Here is a 16365-nt window from a genome sequence, read left to right as displayed (position 1 = left end):
GGCGGCGCGCATCCGCGGGGTGCGCGTCGTCGTCGTGTCAGCTCTGCGCTCGAGCCTGATGCCGGGCCGACGTCGTGGACCCACCGGCTGCTGAGCCGATCAGGAGAAGATCCGCGGATCGCACAACCTCGGGGGCCGATGTGTCGTTCTCTTGTCAGCTGGGTCGATCGACAGGGGGACAGATGGCACGCCGGTGGGAGCCGATGCTCGAGCGGCTCGTCGACGAGCGGTACCCGCGGTTGCTGGCGCGGGCGATGCTGCTGGTGGCGACGAGCCAGGACGCCGAGGACCTGGTGCAGGACGCGCTGGTGTCCGCGTTCGGCGGGCGGGCCCGGTTCGACTCGGTCGCCGAGGCGGAGCAGTACGTGCGCAAGGCGATCACGTCGCGCTTCGTGGACCGGGCGCGCCGCAGCACCCGTGAGCGGGCCGCGTTGACCCGGATGGCTGCGCTGCCGGTCGCCGAGGTCAACGACGCGTTGCCGGGTGTGGCGGGCGACCTGCGGGAGGCGCTCGCGCAGCTGCCTCCACGTCAGCGGGCGTGCGTCGTGCTGCGGCACATGGACGACCTGTCGGTGCGGGAGACCGCCGCGTTGCTCGGCGTGAGCGAGGGCGCGGTCAAGCGGTACGTCGCGGACGGTGTGGCGACCCTGAACAGGATCCTGGGGACGACGACCTCGGCGACGGCCGACGAACCGGTCCGACTGGTGCCGACGGCGGAGGTGCGTCGCGATGCGTGAGCTCGATGACCTGATGAACGAGGCCGCGGACGTCGCGGAGCTCTCCCTGGGCGGTCGGGCGCCGAGTGCGTCGGTGCGAGCAGCGACCGTGCGACGGGTCCGGCGCCGGCACGCGGTGCGGCACACCGTGCAGTCGGCCGGGGTGCTCGTGATCGGCGCGGTCGTCGCGGGCGCGTCGTGGTTCGGTCTGCAGCACGACGACGAGCCGAGGCCAGCGGTGACGACGACACAGTCCCCGTCGCCCACCCCGACGCCGGTCCCGAGCCCGTCGCCCACCCCGACGCCACCTGCGGTGGCCGACGACATCCTCGGCCTCCCGCCGACCTACGCGCTGCCGGCCGGCCTGCTCGAGCAGACGACGCCCGGCTGGGTCCTGTCGGTCTACCGGTCCACGGCGGCGGCGGACCCGGACGTCGTGGTTGCGCACACGGTCGTCCTGTCGTCCCCGGCCGGCGAGCTCTATCGCGTGGTCGACCTGCCGGCGGACGCCGAGGTGGAGCTGCTCGCATGGGAAGCCGGGACGACGAGCGCCGTCGTGCGTCTCGAGAGCACCACGACATCTGCTGACTCGCCGCGAGCGATCCTCGATCTCACGACGGGAGCGATCAGCGACGACACGCGGGGGATGTCGGGCTTCCCGTGGTTCGTGACCTCGACGCCCACCGGTGCTGAGCTGTGGTGGGACGCCCACGACGCGATGTCGATGTCCGGTCCGTTGCTCACGATCGTGGACGACGGTGCTGCCGAGCCGGTGGGTGAGGCCGTCGGTGAGCTCGCTGTCAGCCCGGCGGGCCGTTGGGCGGTGACGCTGCCCGACGCGAACCTCACCGACGGCCCGTCGTTCGCGCTCCTCGACCTGTCGACTGGCGCCCGGTCGGTGCGCGCCGTCGGAGCCGACGGCCGACAGTGCCAGGTCGTCGGGTGGCTCGACGATGAGGCCCTGCTGATGTGGTGCTGGGACGGGTCCGTCGGTGACGCGTGGCAGACGGCCGCAGGCCCGAGCCTCTGGCGGTGGGGCATCACCACCGACCAGCCCGCGGTGCACTTGCAGGATCTCGCTGCGGGCGATCCCTACCCCCAGGCATGGACAGGCGCGTGGGTGCGCGACGGTGTGCTCGCGTTCGGCGCCGGGACCGTGGACGCGTTCGAGTGCTGGACCGGCGCATACACGTGGGGCGGCGGGACGTTCAGCCTGGTCCAAGGCCCCGGAGCCCTGGGTGAGGACCAGTTCCACACATGGTCGCCGGGCGGCGGGGAGGTCTACGTCCAGGCACGCGGTGGATGCTCGGGCGACCACGTGCCCACGACAGTCACGGCCCACCGCGACGGGTCGTCAGCCCTCGTCGCACCTCTGCCATCGACCACGGCGGAGGTGCCCGCCTGGGTGGAGGGCGTCTACTCCTGGGTCGTCGGGACGGCTGGATAGGAACGACGAGGTGTGCGTGGAGACGACCCAACTTTTCAGGGTTGTGCTCCGTTCTTGTTGGCGACATCGGCCGTGTGGGCCGGGAGAGGAGTTCACGTCCTGTGAGCGCACGGTGGGAGACGATGCTGGAGCAGCTGGTGCGCGAGCGGCACTCCCGGCTCGTCGGCCACGCGATGCTCGTCTGCGGGTCTCGGGACGACGCCGAGGACCTGGTGCAGGAGGCGCTGATCGCGACCTTCTCCGGCCGGGCACGCTTCACCTCGATCGCCCAGGCGGAGCAGTACGTGCGGCGAGCGGTGGTCACCCGGTCCATCGACGAGGCCCGTCGCCGGACCAGCGAACGAGGCGCGGCCGCGCGACTTCGTGCACGGCCGACCCCGACCGTCGAGATCGAGGCTCGCGGGCTTGGCGCGGACGTCCAGCGCGCTCTGCAGACCCTCGCTCCCCGCGAGCGCGCGTGCGTCGTGCTCCGGCAGGTCGAGGACATGTCGATCCGCGACACGGCGGCCGCCCTCGGGCTGACGGAGGGAGCCGTGAAGCGCTACACGGCCGACGCGACCAAGCGCCTCGACGCGGCGCTCGGAACCACCTCGGACCACCGAGAGACGACCGACGTGCGACTGACTGGAGGTGCGGTGTGAGTGCTGACCTGGGATCTCTGCTGGTCCGGGCTGCCGAGGAGCTGTCACCGAGCGACGGCCCGGACGAAGCCCGGCTCTCGCGCGTCGTGCGGACGGTGCGACGGCGGCGGGTGCGCCGGCACGCGGTCGAGTCCGCGGCCGGGGTCATGGTCGCGAGCGTCGTCGGGACGGCGGTCTGGGCCGGACTCCGGCTCGTGCCGGTGCCGCAGCCCGCGGCACCTCCGGTCACCGCGACGCCGACACCGACCGCTGCGCCCGCGCCGACCGTCAGCCTGACGCCCTCGCCGACCCTGCTGGCCGTACCGCCTACCTTCGGGCAGCCCCCGTCAGAGCCCGTCACGGACGCGGTCCTGGGCTCCGCGACGGAGGGCTGGTCCCTCGGGCTCTACATCCCCAGCTACTACTCGGAGCAGACCCAGGAGCAGTGGGTGGGAACAATCACGCTGTACCTCCTGTCTCCTGACGGCAGGCGGTACAGGCTGCTGGAGCTCCCCGACGATCCGCCCGTGATGGTCAACCAGCTGACGTACTGGAAGGCGGGCGAGCCGAGGGCGCTCGTCAACACGTTCACCCGCGAGGGGCACAACGACTACGCCTGGCTCGACCTGCGGACCGGGGAGCTCACGGCGTCGGGGCGACCGGACGGTGCCCTCTGGCTGATCGGAGTCACGTCGACCGGATCGATGCTCTGGCAGGGGTCCGGCGTCTTCCACGCGGTGGCACCGGACGGTTMCGCAACGACGTATGCCGCTGCCGACTGCTCCGTCGCCGAGTGGCAGACCAACTCCTTCCCTGCCCTGGCGTGCGGGGGCCTCGACGACAGCGGCTCCCTCTACCGCACCCTCCCGACGATGCTCGCCGAGCCGTCGTTCACCGCCGGGTTCGGGTCACACCGCGCAGCGACCGTGCTGCCGGACGGGCGAGAGGTTCGCGTCACGACGGTGGACGGGGTCTTCGGGGTCTTCGCCGTGGCGTCCGACGGAACGACGACGCTCGTCCAGGACATGGGCGTCGAGGCCGACATGCCCGTCGTGGAGGCGACCGTCGTCGGCGACACCGTCTTCATCAACCAGGCGATGGTCGTCACTGCTCACGACCTGGCGTCGGGCGAGGCCCATGAGCTCATGGCCATGCCGACGGAGCCGGGCGAGCCGTACGGGCTGGGGACGATCTCGTGGGCCGGTGGACCCCGGTGGTGGGTGATGGGCACGGCGTACTGATCGCTGAGCGTCGGGCACGAACGACGAAGGCGCGCACCCCGTGGGGATGCGCGCCTTCGGCGTCAGCTCAGCGAGGGAGGAATCAGCGCTCGTTCTTGTGGTCGCGCTGACCTTCCGTTCCGCTGCGGGCGGGTGCGCTGGCGCGCCCCCACCCTCCGCTGCACTGCAGGATCAGCGCTCGTTCTCGCCGCGGATGAACGACTCCAGCTCGGCGCGGCCGAGGGTGTCCTCCATCTGGACGGGCGGGGACTTCATGAAGTACGTCGACGCCGACAGGATCGGGCCGCCGATGCCGCGGTCCTTGGCGATCTTCGCGGCGCGCAGGGCGTCGATGATGATGCCGGCCGAGTTGGGCGAGTCCCAGACCTCGAGCTTGTACTCGAGGTTCAAGGGAACCTCACCGAACGCGCGACCCTCGAGGCGGACGTAGGCCCACTTGCGGTCGTCGAGCCAGGCGACGTAGTCCGACGGGCCGATGTGGACGTTGCGGTCCTCCTTCTTGCCGCCCAGGGGGCCGGTCAGGTTGGAGGTCACGGCCTGCGTCTTGGAGAGCTTCTTGGACTCCAGGCGCTCACGCTCGAGCATGTTCTTGAAGTCCATGTTGCCGCCGACGTTCAGCTGGTACGTGCGGTCCAGCACGACGCCGCGGTCCTCGAAGAGCTTCGCGAGGACGCGGTGCGTGATGGTGGCGCCGACCTGCGACTTGATGTCGTCGCCGACGATCGGGACGCCGGCGGCCTCGAACTTCGCGGCCCAGACCGGGTCGGACGCGATGAAGACGGGGAGGGCGTTGACGAACGCGACACCGGCGTCGATGGCGCACTGCGCGTAGTACTTCGCGGCGATCTCGGAGCCGACGGGCAGGTAGCAGATGAGGACGTCGGCCTGGGTCTCGCGCAGGGTGGCGACGATGTCGACCGGCTCGGCGTCGGACTCGGTGATCGTCTCGCGGTAGTACTTGCCGAGACCGTCGTTGGTCACGCCGCGCTGCACGGTCACACCGAGCGGGGGGACGTCGGCGATCTTGATGGTGTTGTTCTCCGAGGCACCGATGGCCTCGGACAGGTCGAAGCCGACCTTCTTCGCGTCGACGTCGAACGCGGCGACGAACTCGATGTCGCGGACGTGGTAGTCGCCGAACTGCACGTGCATCAGGCCGGGCACGGTGCTGCTCGGGTCGGCGTCGGCGTAGTAGTGCACGCCCTGGACGAGCGACGCGGCGCAGTTGCCGACGCCGACGATGGCGACGCGGATGGAGGTCATCCTCGCTCCTTCTCGGTGGTTCGCGCGGGGGCGACGGTGTCGTCCTCCGCGGGTGTGTCAGCAGCGGTCGGACGACCGGTGCCTGCAGGACGGGTGCGACGAAGGCCGCGCTCGTTGTCGATCAGTCCGTCGAGCCAGCGGACCTCACGCTCGACCTGTTCGAGGCCGTGCCGCTGGAGCTCGAGGGTGTACTCGTCCATGCGCTCGCGGGTGCGGGCGAAGGACAGGCGGACCGTCTCGAGGCGTTCGGTCAGGCGCGTGCGCCGACCCTCGAGGATCCGAAGCCTGGTCTCGGCGTCGGTCTGCCCGAAGAAGGCGAACCGGACGTCGAAGTTCTCGTCCTCCCAGGTGGCCGGTCCGGACGACGCGAGCACCTCCTGGAGGTGCTCCTTGCCGTCGGCGGTCAGCTGGTAGACGATGCGTGCCCGCTTGGACGCCACGGTGTGCGGCGTCACGACGGACTCCGTGCCCTGGATCCAGTTGCGCTCCACCAGCGACTTCAGGCACGGGTAGAGCGAGCCGTACGAGAGCGCACGGAACGAGCCGAGCACGAGGTTGAGGCGCTTGCGCAGCTCGTAACCGTGCATCGGGGACTCGTGGAGCAGTCCGAGGATGGCCGGCTCGAGCACGTCGGAACGACCGCGCACGGGGGCACCTCCTCAGGATGTTGGGGTTCTCGATGTATCAACTCGATACATCCGGAGAGTATGTCGAATACGACGAAGCAAGCAAGTCGGTGACCTGGGCCACACCACGTGTGGACGTCGGGGCGCGGGTGCGTCGGCGGTTCGCGGACGCCGTGCCGATCGTGTGAAGGCTCGTCGGATCCAGGCCTGGGCTCGCCTCGCGCGCTCAGCGAGGTCCCCCATACTGGCTTCCGCGGCTGACGCCTGCCCGAAATCGGTCCGAGGACCGGCGGGGCGGGACGGCCGGACCTGGTCGTCGGACGGAAGGCAGAGCGTTGGCAGGCACGAATCGGAGGGCTCCCGCCCGGGGCAAGCGCGCAGCGCCCCGCGGCACGGCAACCTCGTCGCGCAGCAGCGCCCCCAAGCGACGCTTCTTCGACTACCCGCGGTCCGGCTACGAGGGCCTGCACCGCTGGCTGCCGTCGTGGCGGTTCTCCGTCGGCACGATCCTCGCGGTCGGGTTCCTCGGTGCCGGCGCGGTCGTGGCGGCGTACGCGAGCACGACGGTCCCCGACCAGGCCGACGACACCAAGTCGCAGACGACGACCGTGTACTACGCCAACAACCCCGACGGGTCCCCGGGTCCGGTGATGGGCACGTTCGCGGCGCAGAAGCGCACGATCGTCGACTACGCCACCCTCCCCGAGTACGTGGGCCAGTCCGTCGCCGCGGCCGAGGACAAGACGTTCTTCACCAACAACAGCGGCGTCTCGATCACCGGCATGGGCCGCGCTCTGATCAACAACCTGCGGGGTGGCCCGACGCAGGGCGGGTCGACCCTGACGCAGCAGTACGTCGAGCGGTTCTACGTCGACAAGACGACGACGGACTACGTCGGCAAGTTCAAGGAGACGCTGCTGGCGATCAAGATCGCCCGGGTGGAGTCGAAGTCCAAGATCATGGAGCGGTACCTGAACACGATCTACTTCGGTCGTGACTCGTACGGCATCCAGGCCGCCGCGCAGGCGTACTTCGGGGTCGACGCCGCGGCGCTGACCCGCGAGCAGGCCGCCCTGCTGGCCGGCATCATCCCGTCGCCCAACAACTGGGACCCCGCCAAGTCCCCCGACAAGGCCGAGGCGCGCTGGAACATCGTGCTCGACTCCATGGAGGAGGAGGGCTGGCTCACCGCCGCCGAGCGGGCGCCCATGGTCTTCCCGCCCACGGTCGAGTACCAGCGGCCCGACTCGATGGGCGGCCCCGTCGGCTACCTGCTCGAGAAGGTGCGCAACGAGCTCAACGGCGAGCCGCTCGCATTCTCGGACGACGACATCAACCGCCGCGGCCTCAAGGTGGTCACGACGATCCAGCAGCCGCTGCAGGTCGCTGCCCAGGAGCACGTCGCGGCGTTCCGCGCCGGCTCGCTCCCGGAGCAGGACGGCGCCATCCCGTTCGAGCGCACCCGCGTGTCCCTCACGTCGGTCGACCCGAAGGACGGTGCGATCCTCGCGATGTACGGCGGCGCGAACTTCCTCGACGATCAGAGGAACACGGCGACGTTCGACAAGATCCAGGCAGGGTCGACGTTCAAGCCGTTCACCCTGATCGCCGCCCTCGAGCAGGGCGTCCCGCTCACCACGAGGTTCGACGGCCACTCCCCGCAGACCTTCGGTGACTGGAAGGTGCCCAACTTCGGCGGCGGGCAGTTCGGCACCATCGACCTCGTCGACGCCACCGCACAGTCGGTGAACACCGTGTACGCGCAGCTCAACCTGCAGATCGGCCCGGAGCTCACCGCGGACGCCGCCATGGCCGCGGGGATCACGACGCCCGTGGACACCAACCGGGCCAACGTGCTCGGGACCGACGCGGTCAGGCCGCTCGACGTCGCCGGCGCCTACGCGACGATCGCCTCCGGCGGGATCCGGGTCGACCCGTACATCGTCCGCTCCGTCGCCTACGACAACGGTGACGTGGCCTACGAGCACAAGGACCCGACGGAACGGGTGTTCCCCCAGGACGTGATCGCCGACGCCACCTACGCGATGACCCAGGTCGTCGAGAAGGGGTCCGGCAAGGACTGGATCAAGCCGCTCGGCCGGCCGATCGCCGGCAAGACCGGCACGTCGAACGACAACAAGTCCGCCTGGTTCGTGGGCTTCACGCCCAACATCGTCACCGAGGTGTCGTTGAGCCAGATCGGCGAGGACGACAGGTCCCTGGAGACCATCCAGCCCTTCGGCAGGCCGAAGCAGGTGACCGGTGGCACGTGGCCGGCGTTCCTGTGGCAGTCGTACATGTCCGCGGTGTTCGCGCAGCCGCAGTACGCCGACGTGCTGCAGTTCCCCGCCCGCGCCGACGTCGGCAAGAAGCCGTCACCCTCCGCGACCGTGCCGACGGAGACCGTCGCGCCGACCGAGGAGCCGACGGTCGAGGCGCCGACGGAGATCGCCGTGCCGTCGGGTCTCGAGGGCAAGCTCGAGGGCGACGCGACCGCGGCGGTGGTCAACGCGGGGCTCGTCGTGAACGTGGTCGTGGAACCGTCCGACACGGTCACGTCCGGGCGCGTCATCCGGGTGGACCCGAAGGGCGGGACGCTCCTCGCATCCGGTGGGTCCGTGACGCTCGTCATCTCGAGCGGACCGAAGCCCGTCGCGACGCAGGAGCCCGTGCCGACGGCCGCACCGGAACCGCCACCGACACCGGAACCGACCCCCTGATCCACGGCGGGGGGCCAACCGTCCCCCGCCGAGAGCTTCCAGGTCCGCGCCCGTCCACAGCCGATTTCGKCGGTGGCTCCGGGCCGGGTAGCCTAGGAGATTGCTGTGCCCTCGTCGGCTCGTCGTCATGGACGGATCGTCGAGGCCAGCGACGCACACACCCTCCTGCCACGGATCGACCGTGGCCGCGAAGACCAGAGGAGGTGGGTATGAGCCTGCGTCAGTACGAACTCATGATCATCCTTGACCCCGAGATCGAAGAGCGCACCGTCGCTCCGTCGCTCGACAAGTACCTGACGGTCATCAAGACCGACGGTGGCACTGTCGACAAGGTCGACATCTGGGGCCGTCGTCGGCTTGCCTACGACATCCAGAAGAAGTCCGAGGGCATCTACGCCGTCATCGACTTCCACGCGACGCCCGCGACCGCCAAGGAGCTCGACCGCCAGCTCGGCCTCAACGAGGTCGTCCTGCGGACCAAGGTCCTGCGCGCCGACGCCTGATCTCATGTGGGTGGCCGCCCGTAACGTGCGGCTCCACAACTTCCGACTGATCGAACGAACGAGGAGCTGGGCATGAGCGGTGAGACCGTCATCACGGTGATCGGGAACCTGACCGGGGATCCCGAGCTGCGCTTCACCCCTTCGGGGGCCGCTGTCGCGAACTTCACCGTCGCGTCCACCCCCCGTACGTTCGACCGCCAGAGCAACGAGTGGAAGGACGGCGACACGCTGTTCCTCCGCTGCTCGATCTGGCGGGAGGCGGCCGAGTCGGTCGCCGAGTCGCTCACCAAGGGCACCCGCGTCATCGTGACCGGCCGGCTCGTGCAGCGCTCGTATGAGACCCGTGAGGGCGAGAAGCGCACCGTGTACGAGCTCCAGGTCGACGAGGTCGGCCCGTCCCTGCGCTACGCCACGGCCAAGGTCACCCGGACCCAGCGTTCGGGTGGCGGCGGCGGTGGCTTCGGCGGCGGGGGCGGCGGCGGCTTCAACAACGGTGGCGGTGGCGGCGGATTCGGTGGCTCCGGCGGCGGTGGCGGCAACCAGCAGGACGACCCGTGGGCGACGCCCGCAGGTGGTGCTGGCGGTGCCGGCTACTCCGACGAGCCCCCGTTCTGATCGGCGCCTGACACTCAGACATCTCCCATCCCTGGGCACGGCAACGCCCAGGGCTCCAGCAGACAAGGAGCACCACGATGGCCAAGGCCGTGGTCCGCAAGCCGAAGAAGAAGCAGAACCCGCTCAAGGCGGCGAAGATCGACGTCGTCGACTACAAGGACACTGCGCTGCTGCGCAAGTTCATCTCCGACCGCGGGAAGATCCGCGCTCGCCGGGTGACCGGTGTGTCCGTCCAGGAGCAGCGCGCGATCGCGCGTGCCGTCAAGAACGCGCGCGAGATGGCACTCCTGCCGTACTCGTCGTCCGCACGCTGAGAAAGGGGACCATCATGGCGAAGATCATCCTGACCCACGAGGTCACCGGTCTCGGTGAGCCCGGCGACGTGGTCGAGGTGAAGGACGGGTACGCCCGGAACTTCCTCGTCCCGCGCAACCTGGCGACGCCCTGGACCAAGGGCGCCGAGAAGGACGTCACCGCGATCCGCAAGGCCCGCAAGGCCCGCGAGATCGCGACGCTCGACGACGCCAAGGCGATCCGCGACTCGCTGCAGAGCAAGCCGGTCGTCGTGTCGGCCAAGGCCGGCGAGTCGGGCCGTCTGTTCGGTGCCGTCACGACTGCCGAGATCGCCGACGCGGTCAAGAAGTCCGGCGCACCGCAGATCGACAAGCGGAAGGTCGAGATCGGTCAGCCGATCAAGGCCCTCGGCGAGTACCAGGTGTCGGTCCGTCTGCACGCAGGCGTGTCCGCGACGGTGACCGTCAAGGTCGTCGCAGCCTGAGCTGAGCAGCACCCAGCAGCGCCCCGTTCCCCCTGTGGGAGCGGGGCGCTCCTGCGTTCAGCACCACAACGTCCGAGCATCTGGCCGCCCCGACGACCACATGTGCGGACGTCCTGTGTCTCGGACCTGTTGCGTCCGAGGAAGTGGCTGCTCCGACGCTCACTTGCTCGGACGTCCCGTCTCGTCAGACGCCCGTGACCATCCACGCCGTGCCGCGGGCGCGCCAGCCGGTGGTGACCGCGCGGGCCAGCATGAAGACGCCCGCGAACGCCGCCCACAGCCACGCCAGGCCCGCAGCGCCCGGCGGTGCGGCCTCGCGGACGGCCAGCGCGAACGGCACGTAGACCACCAGGGTGGCCATGCCGGCCCAGGCGAGGAAGCGGCCGTCGCCGGCGCCGATGAGGACGCCGTCGAGGACGAACACCCAGCCGGCCATCGGCATCGTCACGGCGGCGACGACGAGGGCGGCGATCGCGGCTGCCCGGACGTCGTCGGCCGTCGTGAAGAGCGGCACGTACACCCACGACAGTCCGCCGACGACGAGGCCGAGCGCGGCACCGGCGCCGACCCCCCACTGGAGGGTCCGTCGCAGGACCGCGCGGACGCGGGGSACGTCGGCGGCRCCSAGSSCGTGGCCGACCAGGGCCTGGGCGGCGATGGCCAGGGCGTCGAGCGCGAACGCGGCGAGCCCCCACACGGCGGCGACGACCTGGTGCCCGGCGAGCTCCACGGCCCCCAGACCGGTGGCCACCCACACGGTCAGCAGGATGGCGAGCCGCAGGGACAGCGTGCGGACGAACAGGGGCGTCCCGGCGCGCGCGTTGGCCCAGATGCCCCCGGCCGCCGGTCGGAGCTGCGCACCCGAGCCGCGCGCGCCACGGACGACGACGACGGTGAGCGCGGCGGCCATCGCCAGCTGCGTGAGGGCGGTGCCGAGCCCGGAGCCGGCGATGCCCATCCCGACCCCGTAGACGAGCACGACGTTGAGCACGGCGTTGACGACGGCACCGGTCGCAGCGACGACCAGGGGTGTGCGGGTGTCCAGCAGCCCGCGCAGGGCGCCCGTGGAGGCGAGGACCAGGAGCATTCCGGGCAGGCCCGGCGCCGACCAGCGCAGATAGGTCACGGCCTGCTGGGCGACCTCGTCGGAAGCCCCGAGTGCCTCGATCAGCCACGGAGCGCTCAGCCACGTGACGGCCGCCAGGACGATGCCGAGGCCCAGGGCCAGCCACATCCCGTCGACGCCGACCTGGAGCGCGCCCGCGCGGTCGCCCGAGCCGAGGCGTCGGGCGACGGCCGCGGTCGTGGCGTAGGCGAGGAAGACGCACAGCCCGATGACGGTCATCAGCACCGTCGAGGCGAGCGCCAGACCGGCCAGCGGGGCGGTGCCGAGGTGGCCGACGACGGCGGAGTCGACGAGCACGAAGAGCGGCTCGGCCACCAGAGCGCCCAGTGCCGGGACGGCGAGGGCGAGTATCTGGCGGTCGATGCCGGGCGGTCGATGTCCGACAGATGAAATCGCGGCCAACCTTTCTCGCATCCACAGCAGGTGCACAGCGTTCCTGCGGGTGACACGCGGATCTGAGGCGAACTTCACCCCTCTGTCCACACCCCTGTCCACGGACTGTGGACAGAATCGGACGTGATCCACAGCCTCGCTCACAGTAGGTGAGGGGTCGCTCCACAGAAGTCTGCACGTTGCCCACAGGGGCGCGCAGGGGCGTTTGGACGACGGGCTCGCAGCACCTAACGTCGCGAGTGCGAGGACCCGATGCTGCGCCTGGGAACTCGTCTGGGCGCGGATGTCAGACCCCCCATGGAACATGTGTTCGGATGACGACGATGGGGATCATGTGACGATCGAGGACCTCGAGTACGGCGCGCCGTCCGGGACCAACCGCGGTGGCGGCGGCTACGACCGGACCCCCCCGCAGGACCTCGACGCCGAGCGCAGCGTGCTCGGCGGCATGATGATCTCCAAGGACGCGATCGCCGACGTCGTCGAGCAGATCCGCGGCACCGACTTCTACCGCCCGGCGCACGAGGTCGTGTACGACGCGATCATCGACCTCTACGGCCGCGGCGAGCCGGCCGACGCGATCACGGTCGCGGACGAGCTGACCAAGCGCGGCGAGATCCAGCGCATCGGTGGCGCCCCCTACCTCCACACCCTCATCTCGTCCGTCCCCACCGCCGCGAACGCCGGCTACTACGCACGGATCGTGCGCGAGCGGTCCGTGCTGCGCAAGCTCGTCGAGGCCGGCACCCGCATCGTCCAGCTCGGCTACGGCACCGACGGTGGCGACGTCGACGAGATCGTGAACAACGCGCAGGCCGAGGTCTACGCCGTCACCGAGCGGCGGTCGTCGGAGGACTACCTGATCCTCGGCGACATCATCGGCGGGGCGGTCGACGAGATCGAGGCCGCCGGCCACCGCGGCGAGGGCATGATCGGCGTGCCGACGGGGTTCTCGGACCTGGACCGGCTGACGAACGGCCTCCACCCGGGCCAGATGATCGTGCTCGCCGCCCGGCCCGCCATCGGCAAGGCCCTCGCCCTCGACACGCCGCTGCCCACCCCGTCCGGCTGGACCACCATGGGCGAGGTCCAGGTCGGCGACCTGTTGCTGGCTGCCGACGGGACGCCGACCCGTGTCGTCGCCGCCACGGACGTCCTCGTCGGGCGTCCGACGTACCGCGTGACCTTCGACGACGGCAGCGAGATCGTCGCCGACGCCCTCCACCAGTGGGCGACGAGCACCCGCGCCGAACGCCGCCGGAACGCAGGCCTCTCGGCGATCCGCACGACCGAGGAGATTCACGCCAGCGTCCGCTGCGCGACCGCCGACGCTCGCGCGAACCACTCGGTCGCTACTGCCGCGGCCCTGCGTCTGCCCGAGGCGGATCTCCCGATCGACCCGTATGCGCTCGGGGTATGGCTCGGCGACGGTCACTCGGCGTCGGCGCGATTCACCAGCGCCGACCCCGAGATCGCGATGCTGATCGAGGGTCGTGGCCTCGTCGCACGAGCCTCCGCGTCGGGTGCCGGTCCCGCTCGGCTGTACTCCCTCCAGCTTCCGGTCGACGTGGTCGCCGAGCGCTGCTGCGAGGTCTGTGGCACGGCGTTCGTGCCGAAGCGGTCGCACGTCCGCACCTGCGGGCGCTCGTGCGGCGGCAAGGTGAAGACGCTCACGGGCCCGGTCCCCGTGCCGACGTGCCCCGACTGCGGCGTCGAGACGACAGGGCTCCTGCGGTGCCAGCCGTGCCACGACGCCAACGGGACGGTCCACGGTCGGCTCCGTACGCTCGGCGTCCTGGGCAACAAGCACATCCCGTCGTCCTACCTGCGCGCGAGCGAGCAGCAGCGGCGAGATCTGCTGGCGGGCCTCCTCGACACGGACGGCACCGTCAACCCGACCGGCTCGCCGCAGATCGCCCTCACGAGCCGCCGCCTGGCTGAGGACGTCCGCGAGCTGGTGCACTCCCTCGGGTACCGGACCGGGTGGTCGACCAAGCGAGTGGCCGGCCGGACCGAGGCCTCGTCCGTCGCCTACACGCTGACCTTCACGACCGACGACGAGGTGTTCGCCCTCGAGCGCAAGCGGCTCGTGCACAAGGAGCGTCGCCGACCGCCGACCGCTCGTCTGACGCAGCGGTTCATCGTCTCGGTCGAGCCGATCGAGAGCGTGCCCGTCCGCTGCGTGGAGATCGAGCACGCGACGCACCTGTACCTCGCCGGGCGCTCGATGATCCCGACGCACAACTCGACCATGGGCATCGACATCGCCCGGTCCGCCTCGATCAAGCACAACATGACCTCCGTCGTGTTCTCGCTCGAGATGAGCCGCAACGAGATCACCATGCGTCTGCTCTCGGCCGAGGCGCGCGTGCACCTGCAGAAGCTGCGCAACGGCCAGATGGGCGAGGACGACTGGGCCAAGATCGCCGCCACGATGGGAAAGATCTCCGAGGCGCCGCTCTTCATCGACGACTCGCCCAACATGTCGCTGATGGAGATCCGCGCCAAGTGCCGACGGCTCAAGCAGAAGCACGACCTCAAGCTCGTGGTCATCGACTACCTACAGCTGATGTCCTCCGGCAAGCGCGTCGAGTCCCGTCAGCAGGAGGTCTCCGAGTTCTCCCGAGCGCTCAAGCTGCTGGCAAAGGAGCTCGAGGTGCCGGTCATCGCCATCTCGCAGCTGAACCGTGGCGCCGAGCAGCGCACCGACAAGCGACCGCAGATGAGCGACCTTCGTGAGTCGGGTTGTCTCACGGAGGACACCCGCATCCTGCGCGCCGACACCGGTGCGGAGACCACCCTCGGTGAGCTGTATGCCCTCGGCACCAAGGACGTTCCGGTCTGGGCGCTCGACGAGCGGCTGCAGTACGTCCGCCGGCACCTGACGCACGTGTTCCCGACTGGCACCAAGCCGGTCTTTCGCCTGCGCCTGGCGTCCGGCAAGGAAGTCACCGCGACGGCGAACCACCCGTTCCTCACCTACGAGGGATGGACGCCGCTCGACGAGCTCGAGGTCGGGTCGCGCCTGGGGGTGGCTCGGCACGTGCCAGGCCCGGAGCGTCAGGTCARGTGGGAGGACCGCAAGGTCGTCATGCTCGCCCACCTCCTCGGCGACGGGTCGTTCGTGCGCCGGCAGCCGATTCGCTACGCGTCCGTCGACGAGGCCAATCTCTCGGCCGTCGCCACCGCCGCCACCGCTTTCGKGATCACCCCATTGCGCGACGAGTACGCCGCGGCCCGGGTGACGACGCTACGACTCCCGGCTCCGTACCGCCTCGCCCGCGGCAAGCGGAACCCGATCGCCGAGTGGCTCGACGACTTCGGTCTGTTCGGTGCGCGCAGCCACGAGAAGTTCGTGCCCGAGTCCGTGTTCAGCCTGCCGAAGGAACAGATCGCCCTGTTCCTGAGACACATCTGGGCCACCGACKGCTCGGTGACGGTCCGCGCAGACGGACGTGGCGGTCGCGTGTACTACGCGTCAATGTCCCGTCGGCTCGTGGACGGGCTCTCGCGACTGCTGCTCCGGTTCGGGATCTCGACTCGGATCCGGACGACGCGCAAGGCGGGCTACCGAGATGGCTACAGCCTCGACATCTCCGGTGCGGACGACCAGCGACGCTTCCTGCAGGAGATCGGCGTCCACGGCGCTCGCGGTGTGCAGGCCGACCGGCTGTTGGAGATCGTGCGTTCGACGACCGCCAACACCAACGTCGACACCGTCCCGCGCCGCGTGTGGGACGACGTCCGCGACCTCCTCGTCGAGCAGGGCATGACGCACCGTGACTTCGCCGCCGCGTCGGGAACGCAGTTCTGCGGCTCGACGATGTGGAAGCACTCGCCGTCCCGTCAGCGCCTCGGCCGCATCGCCGAGATCCTCGGCGACGAACAGCTGGAGATCATGGCGGTCAACGACCTGCTATGGGACGAGGTCGTTTCCATCGAGCCGCTCGGTGAGCAGCCCGTCTACGACGCCACCGTGCTCGGCACCCACAACTTCGTCGCGAACGGCATCGCCGTGCACAACAGCATCGAGCAGGACGCCGACATCGTGATCCTGCTGCACCGCGAGGACGCCTACGAGAAGGAGTCGCCCCGAGCGGGCGAGGCCGACGTCATCGTCGCCAAGCACCGAAACGGGCCGACGGACACGCTCGTCGTGGCATTCCAGGGGCACTACTCGCGATTCGTCGACATGCAGGCCTGACGCTTCATGTTGTCGACGTGCAGCCTAGTTTTCGCAATCGTGCAGATACGTTTCGTAGGTAGCACCAACCACCTTCGCGCTGCCGGCTGAACACCGGCGAGGCAGTTGGGGCC

Annotated in this window: 13 protein-coding genes; 10 read left to right on the top strand and 3 right to left on the bottom strand. The window is 70.1% G+C overall.

All coding sequences use genetic code 11. The annotated features are described in order from the left end of the window. The first annotated feature begins 182 nt into the window (after positions 1-182). The 4 genes from ACXJKF_RS02235 (at position 183) to ACXJKF_RS02220 (ending at position 4024) form a co-directional block, all read left to right on the top strand. Positions 183-737: an RNA polymerase sigma factor gene (locus tag ACXJKF_RS02235; protein ID WP_456786113.1), complete on the top strand. Its 555-nt coding sequence runs from the start codon at positions 183-185 to the stop codon at positions 735-737. Then, complete coding sequence (locus tag ACXJKF_RS02230; RefSeq protein WP_456786112.1) at positions 730-2163, top strand: hypothetical protein; 1434 nt, start codon at positions 730-732, stop codon at positions 2161-2163. Before ACXJKF_RS02235 ends, ACXJKF_RS02230 begins: the two co-directional genes overlap by 8 nt. Before the next feature lie 101 nt (positions 2164-2264). Beyond that, positions 2265-2804 carry an RNA polymerase sigma factor gene (locus ACXJKF_RS02225; protein WP_456786111.1) on the top strand — a complete coding sequence of 180 codons (540 nt, stop codon included), beginning with the start codon at positions 2265-2267 and terminating at the stop codon, positions 2802-2804. Beyond that, positions 2801-4024, top strand: coding sequence for a hypothetical protein (locus ACXJKF_RS02220; RefSeq protein ID WP_456786110.1), 1224 nt, complete (start codon positions 2801-2803; stop codon positions 4022-4024). The genes ACXJKF_RS02225 and ACXJKF_RS02220 overlap by 4 nt, the downstream gene beginning before the upstream one ends. Before the next feature lie 171 nt (positions 4025-4195). Here ACXJKF_RS02220 and ACXJKF_RS02215 read toward each other — a convergent pair whose 3' ends face one another. Continuing rightward, positions 4196-5287: an inositol-3-phosphate synthase gene (locus tag ACXJKF_RS02215; protein WP_456786109.1), complete on the bottom strand. Its 1092-nt coding sequence runs from the start codon at positions 5285-5287 to the stop codon at positions 4196-4198. After that, positions 5284-5934 (bottom strand): PadR family transcriptional regulator, encoded by a 651-nt coding sequence (locus ACXJKF_RS02210; protein ID WP_456786108.1) that lies wholly within the window; start codon positions 5932-5934, stop codon positions 5284-5286. Before ACXJKF_RS02210 ends, ACXJKF_RS02215 begins: the two co-directional genes overlap by 4 nt. A gap of 314 nt (positions 5935-6248) precedes the next feature. Here ACXJKF_RS02210 and ACXJKF_RS02205 point away from each other — a divergent pair, with 314 nt between their 5' ends. The 5 genes from ACXJKF_RS02205 (at position 6249) to rplI (ending at position 10529) form a co-directional block, all read left to right on the top strand. After that, positions 6249-8633, top strand: coding sequence for a transglycosylase domain-containing protein (locus ACXJKF_RS02205; RefSeq protein ID WP_456786107.1), 2385 nt, complete (start codon positions 6249-6251; stop codon positions 8631-8633). Positions 8634-8842: 209 nt separating this feature from the next. Next, the gene (rpsF, locus tag ACXJKF_RS02200) at positions 8843-9136 is read left to right on the top strand and encodes a 30S ribosomal protein S6 (RefSeq protein WP_055915972.1); all 294 of its coding nucleotides are present in this window, start codon (positions 8843-8845) and stop codon (positions 9134-9136) included. A gap of 72 nt (positions 9137-9208) precedes the next feature. Next, positions 9209-9751 carry a single-stranded DNA-binding protein gene (locus ACXJKF_RS02195; RefSeq protein WP_055915969.1) on the top strand — a complete coding sequence of 181 codons (543 nt, stop codon included), beginning with the start codon at positions 9209-9211 and terminating at the stop codon, positions 9749-9751. Positions 9752-9828: 77 nt separating this feature from the next. Next, positions 9829-10065 (top strand): 30S ribosomal protein S18, encoded by a 237-nt coding sequence (rpsR, locus tag ACXJKF_RS02190; protein ID WP_028051084.1) that lies wholly within the window; start codon positions 9829-9831, stop codon positions 10063-10065. A gap of 14 nt (positions 10066-10079) precedes the next feature. Next, positions 10080-10529 carry a 50S ribosomal protein L9 gene (gene rplI, locus ACXJKF_RS02185; protein ID WP_055915966.1) on the top strand — a complete coding sequence of 150 codons (450 nt, stop codon included), beginning with the start codon at positions 10080-10082 and terminating at the stop codon, positions 10527-10529. Between the two features lie 184 nt (positions 10530-10713). Here rplI and ACXJKF_RS02180 read toward each other — a convergent pair whose 3' ends face one another. Further along, on the bottom strand, positions 10714-12069 hold the full coding sequence (locus ACXJKF_RS02180) for an MATE family efflux transporter (RefSeq protein WP_456786106.1): 1356 nt from the start codon (positions 12067-12069) through the stop codon (positions 10714-10716). Between the two features lie 313 nt (positions 12070-12382). Between ACXJKF_RS02180 and ACXJKF_RS02175 the strand changes: the two genes are divergently transcribed. Then, entirely contained in the window at positions 12383-16252 is a 3870-nt protein-coding gene (locus ACXJKF_RS02175; RefSeq protein WP_456786105.1) for a replicative DNA helicase, read from the top strand. Positions 16253-16365: the final 113 nt, after the last annotated feature.

It is taken from the genome of Cellulomonas sp. P5_C5, assembly GCF_054049655.1.
The sequence above is the reverse complement of the archived record's forward strand: the minus strand, read 5'-3'. Positions and strand labels throughout refer to the sequence as shown.